At 74.4% G+C, this 15,214-nt stretch carries 13 protein-coding genes; 6 read left to right on the top strand and 7 right to left on the bottom strand.

Going from position 1 to position 15,214, the window contains the following annotated elements:
- The first annotated feature begins 3 nt into the window (after positions 1-3).
- Positions 4-525 carry a YciI family protein gene (locus HGCM_RS03870; RefSeq protein WP_246119425.1) on the top strand — a complete coding sequence of 174 codons (522 nt, stop codon included), beginning with the start codon at positions 4-6 and terminating at the stop codon, positions 523-525.
- 64 nt (positions 526-589) lie between these two features.
- Here HGCM_RS03870 and HGCM_RS03865 read toward each other — a convergent pair whose 3' ends face one another.
- Together HGCM_RS03865 and HGCM_RS03860 are read right to left on the bottom strand one after the other, a co-directional pair.
- Positions 590-2,104, bottom strand: a complete 1,515-nt coding sequence (locus HGCM_RS03865) for an LPXTG cell wall anchor domain-containing protein (RefSeq protein WP_019135568.1) — start codon at positions 2,102-2,104, stop codon at positions 590-592.
- Between the two features lie 119 nt (positions 2,105-2,223).
- Positions 2,224-3,243 (bottom strand): LacI family DNA-binding transcriptional regulator, encoded by a 1,020-nt coding sequence (locus HGCM_RS03860; protein WP_019135567.1) that lies wholly within the window; start codon positions 3,241-3,243, stop codon positions 2,224-2,226.
- A gap of 198 nt (positions 3,244-3,441) precedes the next feature.
- Between HGCM_RS03860 and HGCM_RS03855 the strand changes: the two genes are divergently transcribed.
- Positions 3,442-5,517, top strand: coding sequence for a carbohydrate-binding module family 20 domain-containing protein (locus tag HGCM_RS03855; RefSeq protein ID WP_019135566.1), 2,076 nt, complete (start codon positions 3,442-3,444; stop codon positions 5,515-5,517).
- 3 nt (positions 5,518-5,520) lie between these two features.
- Here HGCM_RS03855 and HGCM_RS03850 read toward each other — a convergent pair whose 3' ends face one another.
- Positions 5,521-6,762 (bottom strand): arginine deiminase, encoded by a 1,242-nt coding sequence (locus tag HGCM_RS03850; protein WP_019135565.1) that lies wholly within the window; start codon positions 6,760-6,762, stop codon positions 5,521-5,523.
- 99 nt (positions 6,763-6,861) lie between these two features.
- Here HGCM_RS03850 and HGCM_RS03845 point away from each other — a divergent pair, with 99 nt between their 5' ends.
- Complete coding sequence (locus tag HGCM_RS03845; protein WP_019135564.1) at positions 6,862-7,677, top strand: alpha/beta fold hydrolase; 816 nt, start codon at positions 6,862-6,864, stop codon at positions 7,675-7,677.
- Positions 7,678-7,683: 6 nt separating this feature from the next.
- Here the strand turns inward: HGCM_RS03845 and HGCM_RS03840 are convergent, their stop codons facing one another.
- Positions 7,684-9,984 (bottom strand): exo-beta-d-1,3/1,6-glucosidase, encoded by a 2,301-nt coding sequence (locus tag HGCM_RS03840; RefSeq protein WP_019135563.1) that lies wholly within the window; start codon positions 9,982-9,984, stop codon positions 7,684-7,686.
- A 213-nt stretch (positions 9,985-10,197) separates the two neighbouring features.
- Between HGCM_RS03840 and HGCM_RS03835 the strand changes: the two genes are divergently transcribed.
- From HGCM_RS03835 to HGCM_RS03825, 3 genes are read left to right on the top strand one after another with little or no spacing between them, the layout of a single operon-like run.
- A complete protein-coding gene (locus HGCM_RS03835) occupies positions 10,198-11,565 on the top strand; it encodes a uracil-xanthine permease family protein (protein ID WP_019135562.1) in 1,368 nt (455 codons plus the stop codon).
- Between the two features lie 57 nt (positions 11,566-11,622).
- Complete coding sequence (locus HGCM_RS03830) at positions 11,623-11,913, top strand: DUF4287 domain-containing protein (RefSeq protein WP_019135561.1); 291 nt, start codon at positions 11,623-11,625, stop codon at positions 11,911-11,913.
- Entirely contained in the window at positions 11,910-12,737 is an 828-nt protein-coding gene (locus HGCM_RS03825) for an MBL fold metallo-hydrolase (RefSeq protein WP_019135560.1), read from the top strand. Before HGCM_RS03830 ends, HGCM_RS03825 begins: the two co-directional genes overlap by 4 nt.
- A gap of 4 nt (positions 12,738-12,741) precedes the next feature.
- Here the strand turns inward: HGCM_RS03825 and HGCM_RS03820 are convergent, their stop codons facing one another.
- The 3 genes from HGCM_RS03820 to HGCM_RS03810 form a co-directional block, all read right to left on the bottom strand.
- Positions 12,742-13,449, bottom strand: a complete 708-nt coding sequence (locus HGCM_RS03820) for a phosphatase PAP2 family protein (RefSeq protein WP_019135559.1) — start codon at positions 13,447-13,449, stop codon at positions 12,742-12,744.
- Between the two features lie 13 nt (positions 13,450-13,462).
- Positions 13,463-14,188 carry a phosphatase PAP2 family protein gene (locus HGCM_RS03815; protein WP_019135558.1) on the bottom strand — a complete coding sequence of 242 codons (726 nt, stop codon included), beginning with the start codon at positions 14,186-14,188 and terminating at the stop codon, positions 13,463-13,465.
- 66 nt (positions 14,189-14,254) lie between these two features.
- Positions 14,255-15,145, bottom strand: coding sequence for a CPBP family glutamic-type intramembrane protease (locus HGCM_RS03810; protein ID WP_019135557.1), 891 nt, complete (start codon positions 15,143-15,145; stop codon positions 14,255-14,257).
- Positions 15,146-15,214: the final 69 nt, after the last annotated feature.

The raw sequence follows: 15,214 nt of genomic DNA, 5'->3' as shown, positions 1-15,214 counted from the left end.
ACGGTGGACGTCGAGAACCGCGCCCCCGCGCGCGTCACCGAGGTGGACGTGCCCGCCGGGCACCCGACGAGACGAGGAACACCCATGCCGAAGTACGCGCTCATCGTCGACTTCCAGGGCGGCGTCGACGCCACCCCGATGACCGAGTGGGACCCCGCCGACGTGCAGGCGCACCTCGACTACTACGGCGCCCTCAACGACGAGCTGCGTGCTCGCGGCGAGCTGGCGGGCGGGCTCGTCCTGGAGGGGCCCGACCTGGCGAAGGTGGTGCGCTCCGACGGGCGCAGCGGCACGTCTGTGCAGGAGGGTCCGTTCGCCGAGTTCACCGAGTGGCTCGCCGGGTTCCAGGTGGTCGACGTCGCGGACGAGGCGCGCGCCCTGGAGATCGCCGCGCGGGTCTCCGCGGTGCCCGGCCCTGGCGGGGTCCCGTCGCAGCAGCCGATCCAGGTGCGGCGGATCCTCGACGACGGCCCGGACGACGCCGCCTCGATGCTCGAGTGGCTGCAGGCGGCCGACGGCCGCTGACGCCGACGCGCGACGACGCCGGGCGCCCCCTCCTCGGGAGGTGGGCGCCCGGCGTCGTGAGGCGTCAGGCGCGGCGTCGCGCGAACGCCACCGCGCCGGCCCCGACGACGAGGAAGGAGGCGGCGAGCGCGCCGAGCGGCCCGGCGGACGAGCCGGTCACGGGGAGCTGGCCCTCCGGGTCGTCCGACGCGGCGAGCACGACGAACGCGTAGCTCGCGCTGAGCCGGTTGCCGTACGGGTCGACGGCGTGCGCGACCACCTCGTGCCGGCCGGCCGGGGTGTCCGCCGGCACCTGGAAGCGGGTCCCGGCGTAGCCGTCGGCGTTCGCGGTCTCCGTCCCGAGGTCGAGCGGGTCGGAGTGCATCGCGAAGTGCACGACCGTGCCGGGCACGAGCGAGAACACCTGCACGCCGACGAACTCGCCGGGCCGCACCGTCTCGACCGGGAAGCCGCCGCCGTCGGTGATGACGTTCAGGTCGAGCGAGGTCGCGAGCGTCGTGTACGTGCCGACCGGCGACTCCGCGTGGATCGCGTCGACGCCGTCCGACAGCACCATCGTCAGCTGGACCTCGTGCGGGCCCGGCGCGTCGGAGACGGGGAACGTGAGGACGGCGGAGTCGGAGCCGACGTCCTCGACCCGCACGGTGCGCGGGTCGAGGTCGACGCCGTCCACCCACACGACGAGCGAGCCGTCGTCGACCGCGTCCTGCAGGTCGTCGGCCCCGGCGACGGCGAGCTCCTCGCCGTACCAGGAGACGCTCGCGCGCACGAGGTTCGTCGCGCCGTCGCCCGGGCGGTACGGGCCCGGGTCGACGTCGAGGTCGAGGGTGAGCTCGAACGGCGGGACCACGACGTCCTCGACGTCGCTGACGAGCGTCTCGGCGCCGGCGAACGGCGTGGAGACGACGCGCAGGCCCACCGGGCTCCCGGCGAGCGACAGGTCGCCGACCACGACGCCCTCGAGGCTGAACGCTCCCGACGCCGAGACGGTGCCGTCCGCGATGGACGACCACGTGCCGTCCTCGTCGGACTGCAGCTCGACCGGGGCTCCGGGGTACTGCCCGCTCCCGGAGGCGACGACGACGGGCGACGAGAGCGGCGAGGTGAGGGGGTCGCCCTCCTCGTCGGTGAACGTCGCCTCGATCGACGCCGGCGCCACGCGCACCGCGGTCGCGCCCGAGCGCGAGCTGCCGGTGCCGTCCGAGCCCTCGAAGACGCCGACGAGGCTGTGCGGCCCCACCGGGAGGTCGACGAGCGTGAGCTCCGCGCCCACGCCGCCGCCGGGGAGCGGCGCGGCGGTCGTGCGCGTGTCCTCGAGCAGGTCGCCGTCGAGCTCGACCGCGACCTGGCCGGTCACGGCGCCGCTGGTGTCGGGCAGCGTCCTGATCGTGACGGGGAGCTCGATGTCCTGGGGCACGTCGGTGAGCAGGACGTCCAGCGTGGTGGTCGTGGCGGCGGCGGGCGGCTCGGCCGCCAGCGCGGCCGGCGCGGCGAGGACGAGGCCCCCGAGCGCGAGACCCGCGACGACGACGACAGAGACGGGAAGGCGCCGACGGTGGCGCGTGGCGAGCGAGGCCATGGGGGCTCCTGGGTCGAGAAGGACGCTCGGAGTGTGGCAGCCCGACGACGGTCTCGGTGAGGGCCGAAGGTCGGTCACCCGAACGGGTGAGCGCGACGGCGCGGGCGGCGGCGCCCGCCTCAGGCGCGGGCGGTGCCCGTCGAGCCGCGCACGACGAGCTCGGGCGCGAGCAGCAGCTCCGTGCGCGAGACGCGCTCCCCGCCGATCTCGGCGAGCAGCGCGCTCACGGCCGCCTCGGACATCGCGGCGACGGGCTGGCGGACCGTCGTGAGGGGCGGGTCGGTGTAGGCGACGAGGGGCGAGTCGTCGTACCCGACGACGGAGACGTCCGCGGGCACCTCGAGGCCGGCGGCCCGCGCGGCGGTGACGGCGCCGAGCGCCATGATGTCGGAGGCGCAGACGATCGCCGTGTGGCCCGTGGCGAGCAGCTCGCTCGCGGCCGCGCGGCCGCCCTCCACGGTGAAGAACGAGCGGGCGACGTGCGTGGCGGCCTCGTCCGCGTCGGGCGAGAGACCGCGCTGGACGAGCGCGTGCACGAACCCGTCGAGCTTGCGGCGCGCCGGCACGAAGCGCTCGGGACCCACGGCCAGGCCGATGCGGCGGTGCCCGAGCGCGGCCAGGTGCGCGACGGCGAGGTCCGCCGCACGCGCGTCGTCGGGAGAGACGGACGGGGCGTCGACGGCGGGGGCGTCCCCGTTGACGAGGACGATCGGCAGCCCGCGCTCGGTGAGGCGCTGGTACCGGCCGAGGTCGGCGCGTGTGTCCGCGTGCAGGCCTGAGACGAAGACGATGCCGTCGACCTGGTGGCTGAGCAGGGCGTCGATGTACTCGTCCTCGGTGGTCCCGCCGGGCGACTGCGTGCAGAGCACGGGCGTGTAGCCGTGCCGGGAGAGCACCGACTCGATCGCCTGCGCGAAGGCGGGGAACACCGGGTTCGACAGCTCCGGGACGACGAGGCCGATCAGTCCTGCGGACCGGCCCCGCCCTGCGCGGGGGCGCTCGTAGCCGAGCAGGTCCATGGCGGCGAGCACGCGCCGCCGCACGTCCTCGGCCACGCCCGGCTTGCCGTTGATGACGCGCGAGACCGTCGAGATGCTCGTGCCGGCCTGGTCTGCCAGGTCGGTGAGGCGGATCCGCACGTCGTGAGCGTACGGGAGCGTTCCCGGCCGCCGGCGGAGGTGGCCGATTCATCCCATCGATCCCGCCGCGTCGCGTTGGTACGGTCCTGCAAACGGACTGCAAGTTGCAGAGAAGTTGCAGCAGCAGTCGATGCGGCGAGGAGGCCGCACGCCGATCGTGCGTCCGGCGACGGAGCCGGCGCGGAACGGAGCAACCGCATGGAACACGCACCGACCCGGCACGCCCAGGCGCTCGTCGCGGCGGTCGCGGCCGTCGCCCTGGCCGCCACCACCGCCGTCGCGCTCGTCGCGACCGCCGGCCGCAGCGACGCCGCGGCACCCGTCACCCCGAAGGGGGACGTCGTCCTGAACATGTTCCAGTGGACCTGGGACGCGGTGGCCGCCGAGTGCGGCCGGATCGGGGACGCGGGCTTCGCGTACGTCCAGGTGTCCCCGCCCAACGAGACCGTGCAGGGCACGCAGTGGTGGACCTCGTACCAGCCCGTCTCCTACCGGATCGAGTCGAAGCTGGGCACGCGCGCGGAGTTCGCGGCCATGGTGCAGTCCTGCCGCAGCGCGGGCGTCGGGATCGTCGCGGACGCGGTGATCAACCACATGGCCGGCGCCGACCGCGGCTCGGGCACCGGCGTCGCCGGCTCGTCGTTCGGGATCGACTCCTTCCCGGCCGTGCCGTTCGGCGCGAACGACTTCAACGACTGCCGCACGAACATCGCCAGCTACGGCGACCGGTACCAGGTGCAGAACTGCCGGCTCGTCTCGCTGCAGGACCTGCGCACCGGTTCCAACTACGTGCGGGGCAAGATCGCCGACTACCTGAACGACCTGCTCGGGCTCGGCGTCGTCGGGTTCCGCATCGACGCCGCCAAGCACGTCCCGGCCTCCGACCTGGCCGCGATCAAGGCGCGCCTGACGAAGCCGGACGTCTACTGGGTCCAGGAGGTCATCGGCGCGGCGGGGGAGCCGATCACCGAGTCGGAGTACGTCGGCTCCGGCGACGTGCACGAGTTCGACTACGCCCGCACCCTCAAGAGCCGGTTCGACGGGCGGATCGCCCAGCTCCGGACGATCGCGGACGGCCTGCTGCCGTCGGCGCAGGCCGGCGTCTTCGTCGACAACCACGACACCGAGCGCAACGGCGAGACCATGAACGTCACCTGGGGCGCGAAGTACACGCTCGCGAACGCCTTCATGCTGGCCTACCCGTACGGCTCGCCGTCGGTCTACGAGGGCTACCGGTTCACCGACAAGGACGCGGGCGCACCGGGCGCCGGCGCGACGAGCGTGCCGGACGCGTCGTGCTCGAACACGGCCTGGACGTGCGTGCACCGGTGGACCGAGATCGCCGGCATGGTCGGGTTCCACAACGCCGTCGCAGGCACCGGCGTGACGAGCTGGTACGACGACGGGAACAACGTCGTCGGCTTCGGCCGCGGCTCGAAGGGCTACCTCGCGCTCAACAACACCGGCTCCGCGGTGCAGCGGACCTGGGCGACGAGCCTGCCCGACGGCACGTACTGCGACGTCGTCGCCGCGTCCGACTGCTCGCGCACGGTCCGCGTCGCGGGCGGGACGTTCACCGCGTCGGTGCCGGCGTACGGCGCGCTGGCGCTGCACGTCGGCCGCACCGCCGGCTCGACCCCGACCCCCACGCCGACCACCGGCACGGACGACACCCGCGTCTACTACTCGACCGCGAAGGGCTGGAGCGCCTACAAGGTCCACTACCGCGTCGGCAGCGGCGCGTGGACGACCGTCCCGGGCGAGGACCTCGTCCCGGCCTGCACGGGCTGGGTCGCCCGGACCATCGACTCGAACGGCGCGACCGTCACCGCCGCGTTCACGAACGGCAGCGGGACGTGGGACAACAACGGCGGCAAGGACTACGCGCTGAGCGGCGCGGTGGCCGCCGTGTCGTCGTCAGGCGGGGTCTCCGCCACCGACCCGTGCGGGAGCACCCCGACGCCGTCCCCGAGCCCGACGTCCGGGACGACCGCCGTCGCGTTCGGCGTGAACGCCACGACGACGTGGGGGCAGACCGTCGTCGTGGTCGGGTCGATCCCGCAGCTGGGGTCGTGGAACCCGGCGGCGGGCGTCGCGCTCTCGTCGGCGGCCTACCCCGTCTGGCGCGGCACGGTGGCGATCCCGGCCGGGTCGTCGTTCGAGTACAAGTACGTGAAGCGGGACGCGTCCGGGAACGTGGTGTGGGAGTCGGGCGCCAACCGCGCGACGACGGCGAGCGGGTCGTCCCTCACGCTCGCCGACACCTGGCGCTGACGGCTACACCGGGTCGCGGACGAGGGGGCAGGTCATGCAGTGGCCGCCCCCTCGGCCGCGGCCGAGCTCCGCGCCGGCGATCTCGAGCACCTCGACGCCGGCGCGGCGCAGCAGCGCGTTCGTCGTCGTGTTGCGGTCGTAGGTGAGGACGACCCCGGGCTCGAGCGCGACGGCGTTGTTCCCGCTGTCCCACTGCTGGCGCTCCGACTCGTACCGGTCGCCGCCGGTCTCGATGACCCGCAGGTGTGGCAGGCCCATCGACCGCGCCACGACGTCGAGGAACGGCGTGCCGCCCTCGTCCGTCACGTGCACCGGCGCGCCGGCCGCGTCGCCGCCCGGCCGGAGCGTGAAGGCCCGGACGCCGTCGACGATGCGGGGGTAGACCGTGACCAGGTCGACGTCCGCGAACGTCATCACGGTGTCGAGGTGCATCGCCGAGCGCAGCGCGGGCAGCCCCGCGACGACCACCTGCTCGGCGGCCCCGGCGTCGAACAGCACCTGGGCCACCTGGACGATCGCCTGGCGCGACGTGCGCTCGCTCATCCCCACCAGGACGGTCCCGTTCCCGACCGGCATGACGTCGCCGCCCTCGATCGTCGCGCGGCCGTGGTCCGTCTCGGGGTCGCCCCACCACACCTGCGCACCGACGAAGTCGGGGTGGAACAGGTACACCGCCTTCATCAGCAGCGTCTCGCCGTGCCGGGCCGGCCAGTAGAGCGGGTTGAGCGTGACCCCGCCGTACAGCCAGCAGGTCGTGTCACGCGTGTAGAGCGTGTTCGGCAGCGGCGGGAGGAGGAACTCGCGGTCGGGCGCCCAGCGCGAGAGCGCCACCTCGTCGGGCGCGGCGTCCGGCAGGTCGTCGCTGGTCATGCCGCCGAGGAGCAGCTCCGCCAGGCGCCGCTCGTCGAGGGTCTCCAGGTGGGCGCGCGTCGCGTCCACGAGCTCGGGCCCGACGAGGTCCGGCCGGACCTTGCGGTCGAGCAGCCAGTCGCGCGCGCCCGGGACGCGCAGCGTCTGCTCGAGCACGTCGTGCAGCTCGACGACCTCGACGCCGCGGCCGCGCATCGTGTCGACGAACATCGCGTGGTCGCGCCGCGCCTGGTCGACCCACAGCACGTCGTCGAACAGCAGCTCGTCGGAGTTCGTCGGCGTCAGCCGCCGGTGGGCGAGCCCCGGAGCGCACACCAGCACGCGTCGCAGCCTGCCGACCTCGGAGTGGACCCCGTACGTGCTCGCCAGTCCCATGCCTCGCCAGCCTACGGAGCGTGGCGGGACGCGCAGCCGGGACGCACAGCCGGCACACGTAGCCCGGTCTACGGTGAGCCCGACGAAGGGAGTGGCCCCATGGCGGAGCTGCGGACGGTGCGGTCGGCGGACGGGTCGACGATCGCCTACGAGCGGTCCGGTGCGGGCCCGACGCTCGTCCTCCTCGCGGGCGCGTTCAACGACCGCCGGACGTGTGCGCCGCTCGCGCCGCTCCTGGAGGACGCCTTTACCGTGGTGTCCGTGGACCGCCGGGGCCGCGGCGACTCGACCGACGCGATCGCCGCGGCGGACGTCGGCTCGTACGAGGTCGCCCGCGAGGTCGAGGACCTCGACGCGGTGATCGCCGCGGAGGGCGGCTCGGCCGCGGTCTTCGGGTTCTCGTCCGGCGCGATCCTCGCGCTGCACGCCGCCGCGGCCGGCTCGTCCGTCCGCGCGCTGGCGCTGTACGAGGCGCCGTTCGCGCTCGGCGGCCTGCCCGCGCCCGACCCGGCGGTCCGCGAGCGCCTCGTCGCGCTCGTCGCGGCGGGCGAGCGGGGGGAGGCGGTCGCCACCATGCAGCGCGACGTCATCGGCCTGCCGCCGGAGGCCGTCGAGGGCGCGCGGCGCTCGCCGTACTGGCCCGCGCTCGAGGCGCTGGCGCCCACGGTGGTCCACGACGCGACGGTCTGCGCCGCGCCGAACGTGCCGACGGACGCGATGCGGTCGCTCGACCTCCCCGTGCTCGTGCTCGCCGGGGCGAGCACGTGGCCCGGGCTGCGCGCGGCCGGCCGGGCGCTCGCGGACGAGCTGCGCGACGCACGCTTCCTCGAGGTGCCCGGCGGCGAGGGGCACGGCATCGCCGTCGAGGCGACCGCGCACGCGCTGCGGGAGTTCCTCGCCCCCGCGGGGAGCTGACGCCCGTCAGACGACGGCGAACGGGCCGACGAGCAGGTCCTCGTCCCGGGACGACGGGCCGACGAGCAGCTCGAACGCCCCCGGCTCGACGACGCGGCGGCCCTCCGGGTCGACGATCGTGCAGTCGGACACCGGCACCTCGACGGCCACGCGCCGCTGCTCGCCGGGCGCGAGCGCGACCTGGCGGTACGTCTTGAGCTCCTTGCGCGCCCACGTCACCGACGTGACGACGTCGTGCACGTACACCTGCACGGTCTCGATCGTCGGCCGCGAGCCCGTGTTCGTCACGGTCACCTCGGCACGCACGGTCTCGCCCGTGCCGACGACCGGCTCGAGGACCCGCAGGTCGTCGTAGGCCACCGTGGTGTAGCCGCGGCCCTGGCCGAACACCCACGCCGGGCTCTGCGTGAGGTCCGCGTACCGCGAGCCGTGCTGGCCCGGGATCTGGTTGTAGAAGGTCGGCTGCTGGCCGACGTGGCGCGCGAACGAGATCGGCAGGCGGCCGGTCGGCTCGACGATCCCGAGCAGCACCTCGGCGACGGCGCGACCGCCCTGCATCCCGGGGTTGCCCGCCCACAGGATCGCGGCGGCGCGGTGCGCCGACGGCGGCAGGACGAGCGGCTTGGACGCGACCACGACGACGACCATCGGCGTGCCGGTCGCCTCCAGGGCGTCGAGCAGCGCGACCTGACCCCCGAGCAGGTCCAGCGTGGCCGTCGAGCGGCCCTCGCCCACGAGCTCGATCCGGTCGCCGACGACCGCGACGACCCAGTCGGCGCCGCGCGCCGCCTCGACGGCCTCGGCGATCATCGCCTCGTCCGGCTCCGCCGGCAGGACCACCGGGGGGCGCGGCTGGCCGTCCGGGAAGTGCGTGCCCTCGGGGTCGGGACCGACGGAGAGGATCTCCGCACCCGGCGCGTACGTGACCGTCCAGGAGGCCGGCGCGTGGGCGCGCAGCCCGTCGAGCACCGTGGAGGTCATGTCGCGCGGGTGGCCGTCGGGCAGCCAGTCCACCTGGCCGGACGCGCCCGCCCAGTCGCCGAGCATGGTGTGCGGGTCGTGCGCGTTCGGCCCGACCACCGCGAGGGTGCGGGCGGTGCCGTCGCCCTGGGCCCGGCCCGAGGCGTCGGCCTCGAACCCGCCGGCCAGCGGCAGGACGCCGTCGTTCTCGAGCAGCACCACCGAGCGGCGCGCGACCTCGAGGTTGAGCGCCTGGTGCTCGTCGGCCCCGACGACCGCCGCGATGCGCGCGGGGTCCGGGTGCCGCGGGTCCTCGAAGAGGCCGAGCTCGAACTTGAGGGTGAGGATCCGGCTCACGGCGGCGTCCAGCAGCCGCTCGTCGAGCACGCCGTTCTCCACGGCCTTGCGCGCGCCGTCGAAGAACTGCGGCGTCGTCATGATCATGTCGTTGCCGGCCTTGACCGCGCGCTCCGCGGCCTCGGTGTGGTCGGCCGCGACGTGCTGCTCCCAGACCATCCGTCCGACGTTGTCCCAGTCCGTGACGAGGGTGCCGGTGTAGCCCCACTCGCCGCGCAGCACCTCGTTGAGCAGCCAGTCGTTGACGGTGATCGGCACGCCGTCGGTGGACTGGTAGCCGAGCATGAAGGTGCGGCAGCCCTCGCGCGCGACCCGCTCGAAGGGCGGCAGGAACCAGGAGCGGAGCTTGCGCCGCGAGATGTCCGCCTCGGAGGCGTCGCGGCCGCCCTGCGTCTCGGAGTAGCCGGCGAAGTGCTTGGCGGTCGCGAGGATCGCGGTGGGGTCCGAGAGCCCGTCGCCCTGGTAGCCGCGCACCATCGCGGACGCGAGCTCGCCGATGAGGAACGGGTCCTCGCCGAAGGTCTCGGAGACACGACCCCAGCGCAGGTCGCGCGTGATGCACAGGACGGGCGAGAAGGTCCAGTGGATGCCGGTCGCGGACACCTCGACGGCCGTGGCGCGGGCGACGCGCTCGAGGAGCCCGGCGTCCCACGTCGCCGCCATCGCGAGCTGCGTGGGGAAGATCGTCGCGCCGCGGAAGAACGAGTGCCCGTGGATGCAGTCCTCGGCGACGAGCATGGGGATGCGCAGGCGGCTCTGCTCGACGAGCTCGCCGGCCTCCCGGACGTTCTCCGGCGACGCGTGCAGGATCGAGCCGGCCAGCTTCTCCTCCACCACGTGCCGCACGCCGTCCTGGGCGTTGAGCTGCATCATCTGCCCGATCTTCTCGGGCAGGGTCATGCGCCCGACGAGGTCCGCGACGCGCTCCGGCACGGGCAGGCTCGGGTCGAGGTAGGGGGCGGTCGGGGCGGCGGTGGAGACGTCGGACACGGGGGACCTCACGAGCGGACGGCGGCGGTGTCGTGCGGGACGGGGCGGGGCCTGGCGCGGCCTCGAAACGATGCGAGACAGCACGATACCCGAATACTTACCGGCCTGTAAGTGTTGGCGCCGCGCCGCCGGGACGGAGGACGGACGGACCTCCCGCCGACGGCCCCGGCACCGCTAGCGTGCGCCCGACGGCCACGCACGACGGGAGAGACCATGGCGCAGCAGGTCGAGGACGCGACGGGAACCACGGGACCCGCCGGTCGGTGGGGGTGGACGCTGCACGGCGCGGGCCGCGCGCTGCCGCCCGGCGAGGTCGTCGGGCCGCAGGAGCGGCTGACGTGGCCCCGGACGATCGGGATCGGGCTGCAGCACGTCATCGCGATGTTCGGCGCGACGTTCACGGTGCCGTTGCTGACGGGCTTCTCCCCGCAGACCACGCTGTTCTTCTCCGCGATCGGCACGATCGGCTTCCTGCTCATCACGGGCAACCGGCTGCCGTCGTACCTCGGGTCGAGCTTCGCGTTCATCGCCCCGATCACCGCCGCCACGCAGTCCGGCGGCCAGGGCGTCGCGGTCGGCGGCATCCTCGCCACCGGCCTGCTCCTCGCGGCGGTCGGAGCGGTCGTGCACTGGGCGGGCACACGGTGGATCGAGGTGCTGATGCCGCCGGTGGTGACCGGCACGATCGTGGCGCTCATCGGCTTCAACCTCGCGCCGGCGGCCTGGGGCTCGTTCCAGGAGGAGCCCCTCACCGCCGTCGTCACGCTGGCCGCGACGATCCTCGTGACCGTGCTCTTCCGCGGCATCCTCGGGCGGCTGTCCGTGCTCGTCGGCGTCGCGGTCGGCTACGTCGCGGCGCTGCTGCAGGGCCAGATCGACTTCACCGAGGTGCGCAAGGCCCCGCTCGTCGGGCTGCCGGAGTTCGTGGCGCCGCAGCTCGACGTGTCGGTGCTCGGCCTGTTCCTGCCCGTCGTCCTCGTCCTCATCGCCGAGAACGTGGGCCACGTGAAGTCGGTCGCCGCGATGACCGGGCAGAACCTCGACGCGCTGACGGGCCGCGCGCTGTTCGCGGACGGTCTCGCCACCACGCTCGCGGGCGTCGGCGGCGGGTCGGGGACCACGACGTACGCCGAGAACATCGGTGTCATGGCCGCGACGCGCGTGTACTCGACGGCCGCGTACTGGGTGGCCGCCGGCGGTGCTCTCGTGCTGGCGATGTCGCCGCGGGTCGGCGAGGCGATCCGCACCGTCCCGCCGGGCGTCCTGGGCGGCGCGACGACCGTCCTCTACGGGATGATCGGCCTGCTCGGCGCGCGCATCTGGATCCAGAACAAGGTCGACTTCTCGCTCCCGACGAACCTCTTCCCCGCCGCGATCGGCCTCATCGTGGGCATCGCGAACTACGCGTGGACGATCGGCGAGGTGAAGCTCGAGGGCATCGCGCTCGGCACGGCCGCGGTCATCCTCACCTACCACCTCATGCGGTGGGTGGCCCGGTGGCGCGGCACGTCCCAGGAGCCGGCCACACCCGCCTCGGTGCCGGGCGGCGACGAGGTCGCGGCCCACCCGTCCGCGCACTGACCCGGACGCCCCGGCGGGGGCTGCCCGGCGTGGGCGGCCCCCGCTAGCGTGGCCGGCATGTCGTTCCAGGCGTACCTCGACGCGATCGAGGAGAAGACCGGCAAGACCCCGCGGGCGCTCGTCGACGAGGCCCACGCCCGGGGGTTCGGTGCGGACACGAAGGCCGGCGAGATCCTCACGTGGCTGCAGGCCGACTACGGCCTCGGCCGCGGGCACGGGATGGCGCTCGTCCACGTCGTGAAGAACGGCCCCGGCATCGGGGACAAGCACGTCGGCACCACCGGCTCCCACCGCGACGAGTCCGACACGCTGTGGCTGGACGGCCGGGCCACGCGTCCGGAGGCGTGAGCACGGTGGCTGCCTGGTGGGTCTGCGCGACGTGCGGGGTCGAGCACGCCTCGCGCCCGGACGTCTGCGCGATCTGCGACGACGAGCGGCAGTGGGTGCCCGAGCAGGGTCAGCGCTGGACCACGCTCGACGAGCTGACGGCCGCCGGCACGCGCGTCGTGGTCGACGAGCTCGAGCCGGGCCTCCTCGGGCTCCGGGCCGAGCCGGCGGTCGGGATCGGGCCGACGACCAAGGTCGTCGTCACGCCGCAGGGCTCCCTGCTGTGGGACCCGCTCGGCTTCGTCGACGACGAGGCCGTCGCCGCGGTCCTCGCGCACGGGCCGGTCGTCGCCGTCGTCGCGAGCCACCCGCACATGTTCGGCGTGCAGGTCGAGTGGTCGCGCCGCCTGGGTGGCGTGCCCGTGCTCGTCTCGGACGCCGATGCGAGCTGGGTGCAGCGGCCGGACCCGGTGATCGAGACGTGGTCCGGCGAGCGCGAGGTGCTGCCGGGTGTCGTCCTCTCCCAGCCGGGCGGGCACTTCCCCGGCAGCGCCGTGGTGCACTGGGCGGCCGGCGCCGAGGGTCGCGGTGTGCTGCTCGCGGGCGACACGATCATGGCGAACCCGGACCGCCGCTCGGTGAGCTTCATGCGCTCGTACCCGAACCGGCTCCCGCTGTCCGGGGCCGTGGCGCTGCGCGTCGCGGAGCACGTCGCGGGCCGCCCGTTCGAGCGGCTCTACAACAACTTCGACGGCGTGATCCCGGCCGGCGCGCGCTCGGTGGTCCTCGCGTCCGCCGAGCGGCACGCCGCCTGGGTCCGGGGGGACTTCGACCACCTCACGTGAGGCGTCAGCCCGCGCTCCGTACCGCTCCCGACGTGTCGCGGCGCAGGTAGTTCCACGCCAGCAGCGCGCAGACGACGCCGTTCGCCGCGCCCACGAGCACGTCCGTCAGCGAGTGCATGCCGCGGTAGAGCCGCGCGGTGCCCACGCCGAGCGGGACGAGCAGGACGAGCACCGTCACGAGCCGGCGCAGCCACGCCCGCCGGATGCGCTGCGCCAGGAAGGCCATCGTCAGGTAGAACGCCGTCGAGGCGCCCGTGTGCCCGGACGGGTAGGCGGTGGTCGGCGGGGAGTCGTCGAGCTTCTCGACCTCCGGTCGCTCGCGCCCGACCACCAGCGAGGACGTGAGGAACACGAGCGCCTGCAGCGCCACCGCGAGGCCCGGCACGAGGGCGAACCACCACTGCCGGGTGCGCCACCAGAGCGTCGCGATCGCCACGACGCAGGCCGTGATGATGAAGAGCGTCGCGCCGATGTTCGACATCACCGAGGTCGCGGAGTCGAGCCAGTCGACGCGGTGCTCGGCGAACCACTCGCTGACGGCGCGCTCGGCCGGGAGGCCGTCGAGCGGGCCGGTGATGAGCAGGCCCAGGCCGACGACCACCGCCCACCACAGGACGGCCGGCGCGAGCGCGCGCACGGCGGCGTCACGCGCGGCCTGGGCGACGGTGGGGGCGGAGGTGTCGAGCTCGTAGCGGTGCAGGAAGGACGTCATCGCGGCGGGCCTCTCAGGCGGGCGGTGGCGCAGGGGCGGGGGGACGGGCGGGGGAGCCGGGGTGCTGCGGGTCGGGGTGCGGACCGGCCGGCGGCCGCCACCCCGCGTAGCCGACGTACGACGCGCCGGCGATCGCCGTGCCGAGCAGCGCGCCGGCCGTCACGTCGGAGGGGAAGTGGGCGCCGAGCGCGACGCGGTCGAGCGCGGTCCCGACGAGCAGGACCGCCCCCGTCGTCGCCACCGCCACCCGGCCGCGGCGGCCGAGCAGCGGCCAGACGAGCAGGGCGACGGCCGTCGCGGTGCAGGCGAAGTTGGTGACGTGCCCCGAGGGGAAGCTCGAGCCCGGAGCGTCGGTGAGGGCGTCGTCGACGACCGGGCGCGCGCGCTGGACGGCCCCCTTCACGGCGAGCTGCAGCCCCCAGCCCGCGAGGATCGTGACGAACGCCCACAGCGCGCGCGAGGCGAGGCCGTGCCGTCGCCACACCCAGAGGCACACCAGGCCGCCGGCGAGGTTCACCCATCTGGCCTGGAACAGCTCCTGCCACGCGAGTGCCGAGCGCAGCAGCGCGGGGTGCGCGCGCGTCACGTCCGTCGCCGCCGCCACGGCGCGCTCGTCGAAGGCGACGACGGCGGGCACCTGGGCCCGGACGAGGTACGCGAGGACCGCGACGGGGACCGCGAGCCCGAGCCCGAACGCGGCGGCGCGGGCCAGCGCTCGGGTGCGGACGCGGGGCTGCATGCGGGCAGCGTCCCAGAGCTTCGCCCGGACCGCGCGGGGAGCTCCCGGCGGCGGCGTCCGGCCAGGTCAGCGCGGTGCGGTGACGAAGATGTCGAACAGCTCCGGGTTGTGACCGTGCACCAGCACCATGAACACCACCGCGTCGAAGAGCAGGTGCACGGTGACGACGTAGGTGAGCGACTTCGTGATCGAGAACGTCAACCCCTGCACGAGCGCGAACGGCACCGTGAGCAGCGGGCCCCACTCGCGGTACCCGAGCTCCCACAGGAACGAGACGAACACGGTCGCCTGCAGGAGGTTCGCGGGCCAGAGCGGCAGGTGCTTGCGCAGCAGCGCGAACACGGTGCACACGAAGAACAGCTCGTCCCAGATGCCGACGGCGTTCACCCCGACGAACAGGCGGAGGATCTCGTCGCTGGTCGTGACGTGCGGCCAGTTGAGGTACGCGCCCGACGACAGGAAGTACCAGGGCAGGATCAGGTACCCCGCCGCGAGCACGACGACGAGGTACGTCCACTGCACCCGGCCCCAGCGCCGGCCCGTGCGCAGCGGGAAGACGATCGTCCGGTCGCGGAACAGCCCGCGCGACAGCGCGTACGGCACCAGGACCGCCGACGAGAGCACCACGGTGAACGCCGCCATGCCGCGGTCGGACAGGTCGGCCTCGAGGGAGATCGACGACACGATGCCCATGCCCACCGCGACGACGAGCAGGTCCCGCCCGAGCTCGCGCCGGGCGAGCCACCCCAGGGCGACGCCGGCGACGAGCGGCAGGTAGGCCAGCGGCCGCACGTGCACCGCGAACAGCAGCACCGCCGACCCGCACACCAGCGCAGCGGCGAGGTGCCCGAGCCAGCCGAGGGCTGGTCGCTCACCGACGCCGCCCGCGACCTCGTCGTCGCCGGGCGCCACGGTGGCGCGGGGCTCGCGCCCTCGCCCTCCGACCGCCGCGTCCACGCGCCCGACCCTACGGTCGGGGCACGGTCCCCGCTCAGCGACCGCTGCGTGCAGGGTTCGTCGTCGTCG

It is taken from the genome of Cellulomonas massiliensis JC225 (genome assembly GCF_000312005.1).
Lineage (GTDB): Bacteria > Actinomycetota > Actinomycetes > Actinomycetales > Cellulomonadaceae > Cellulomonas > Cellulomonas massiliensis.
This window is presented reverse-complemented; position numbering and strand designations above follow the sequence as displayed.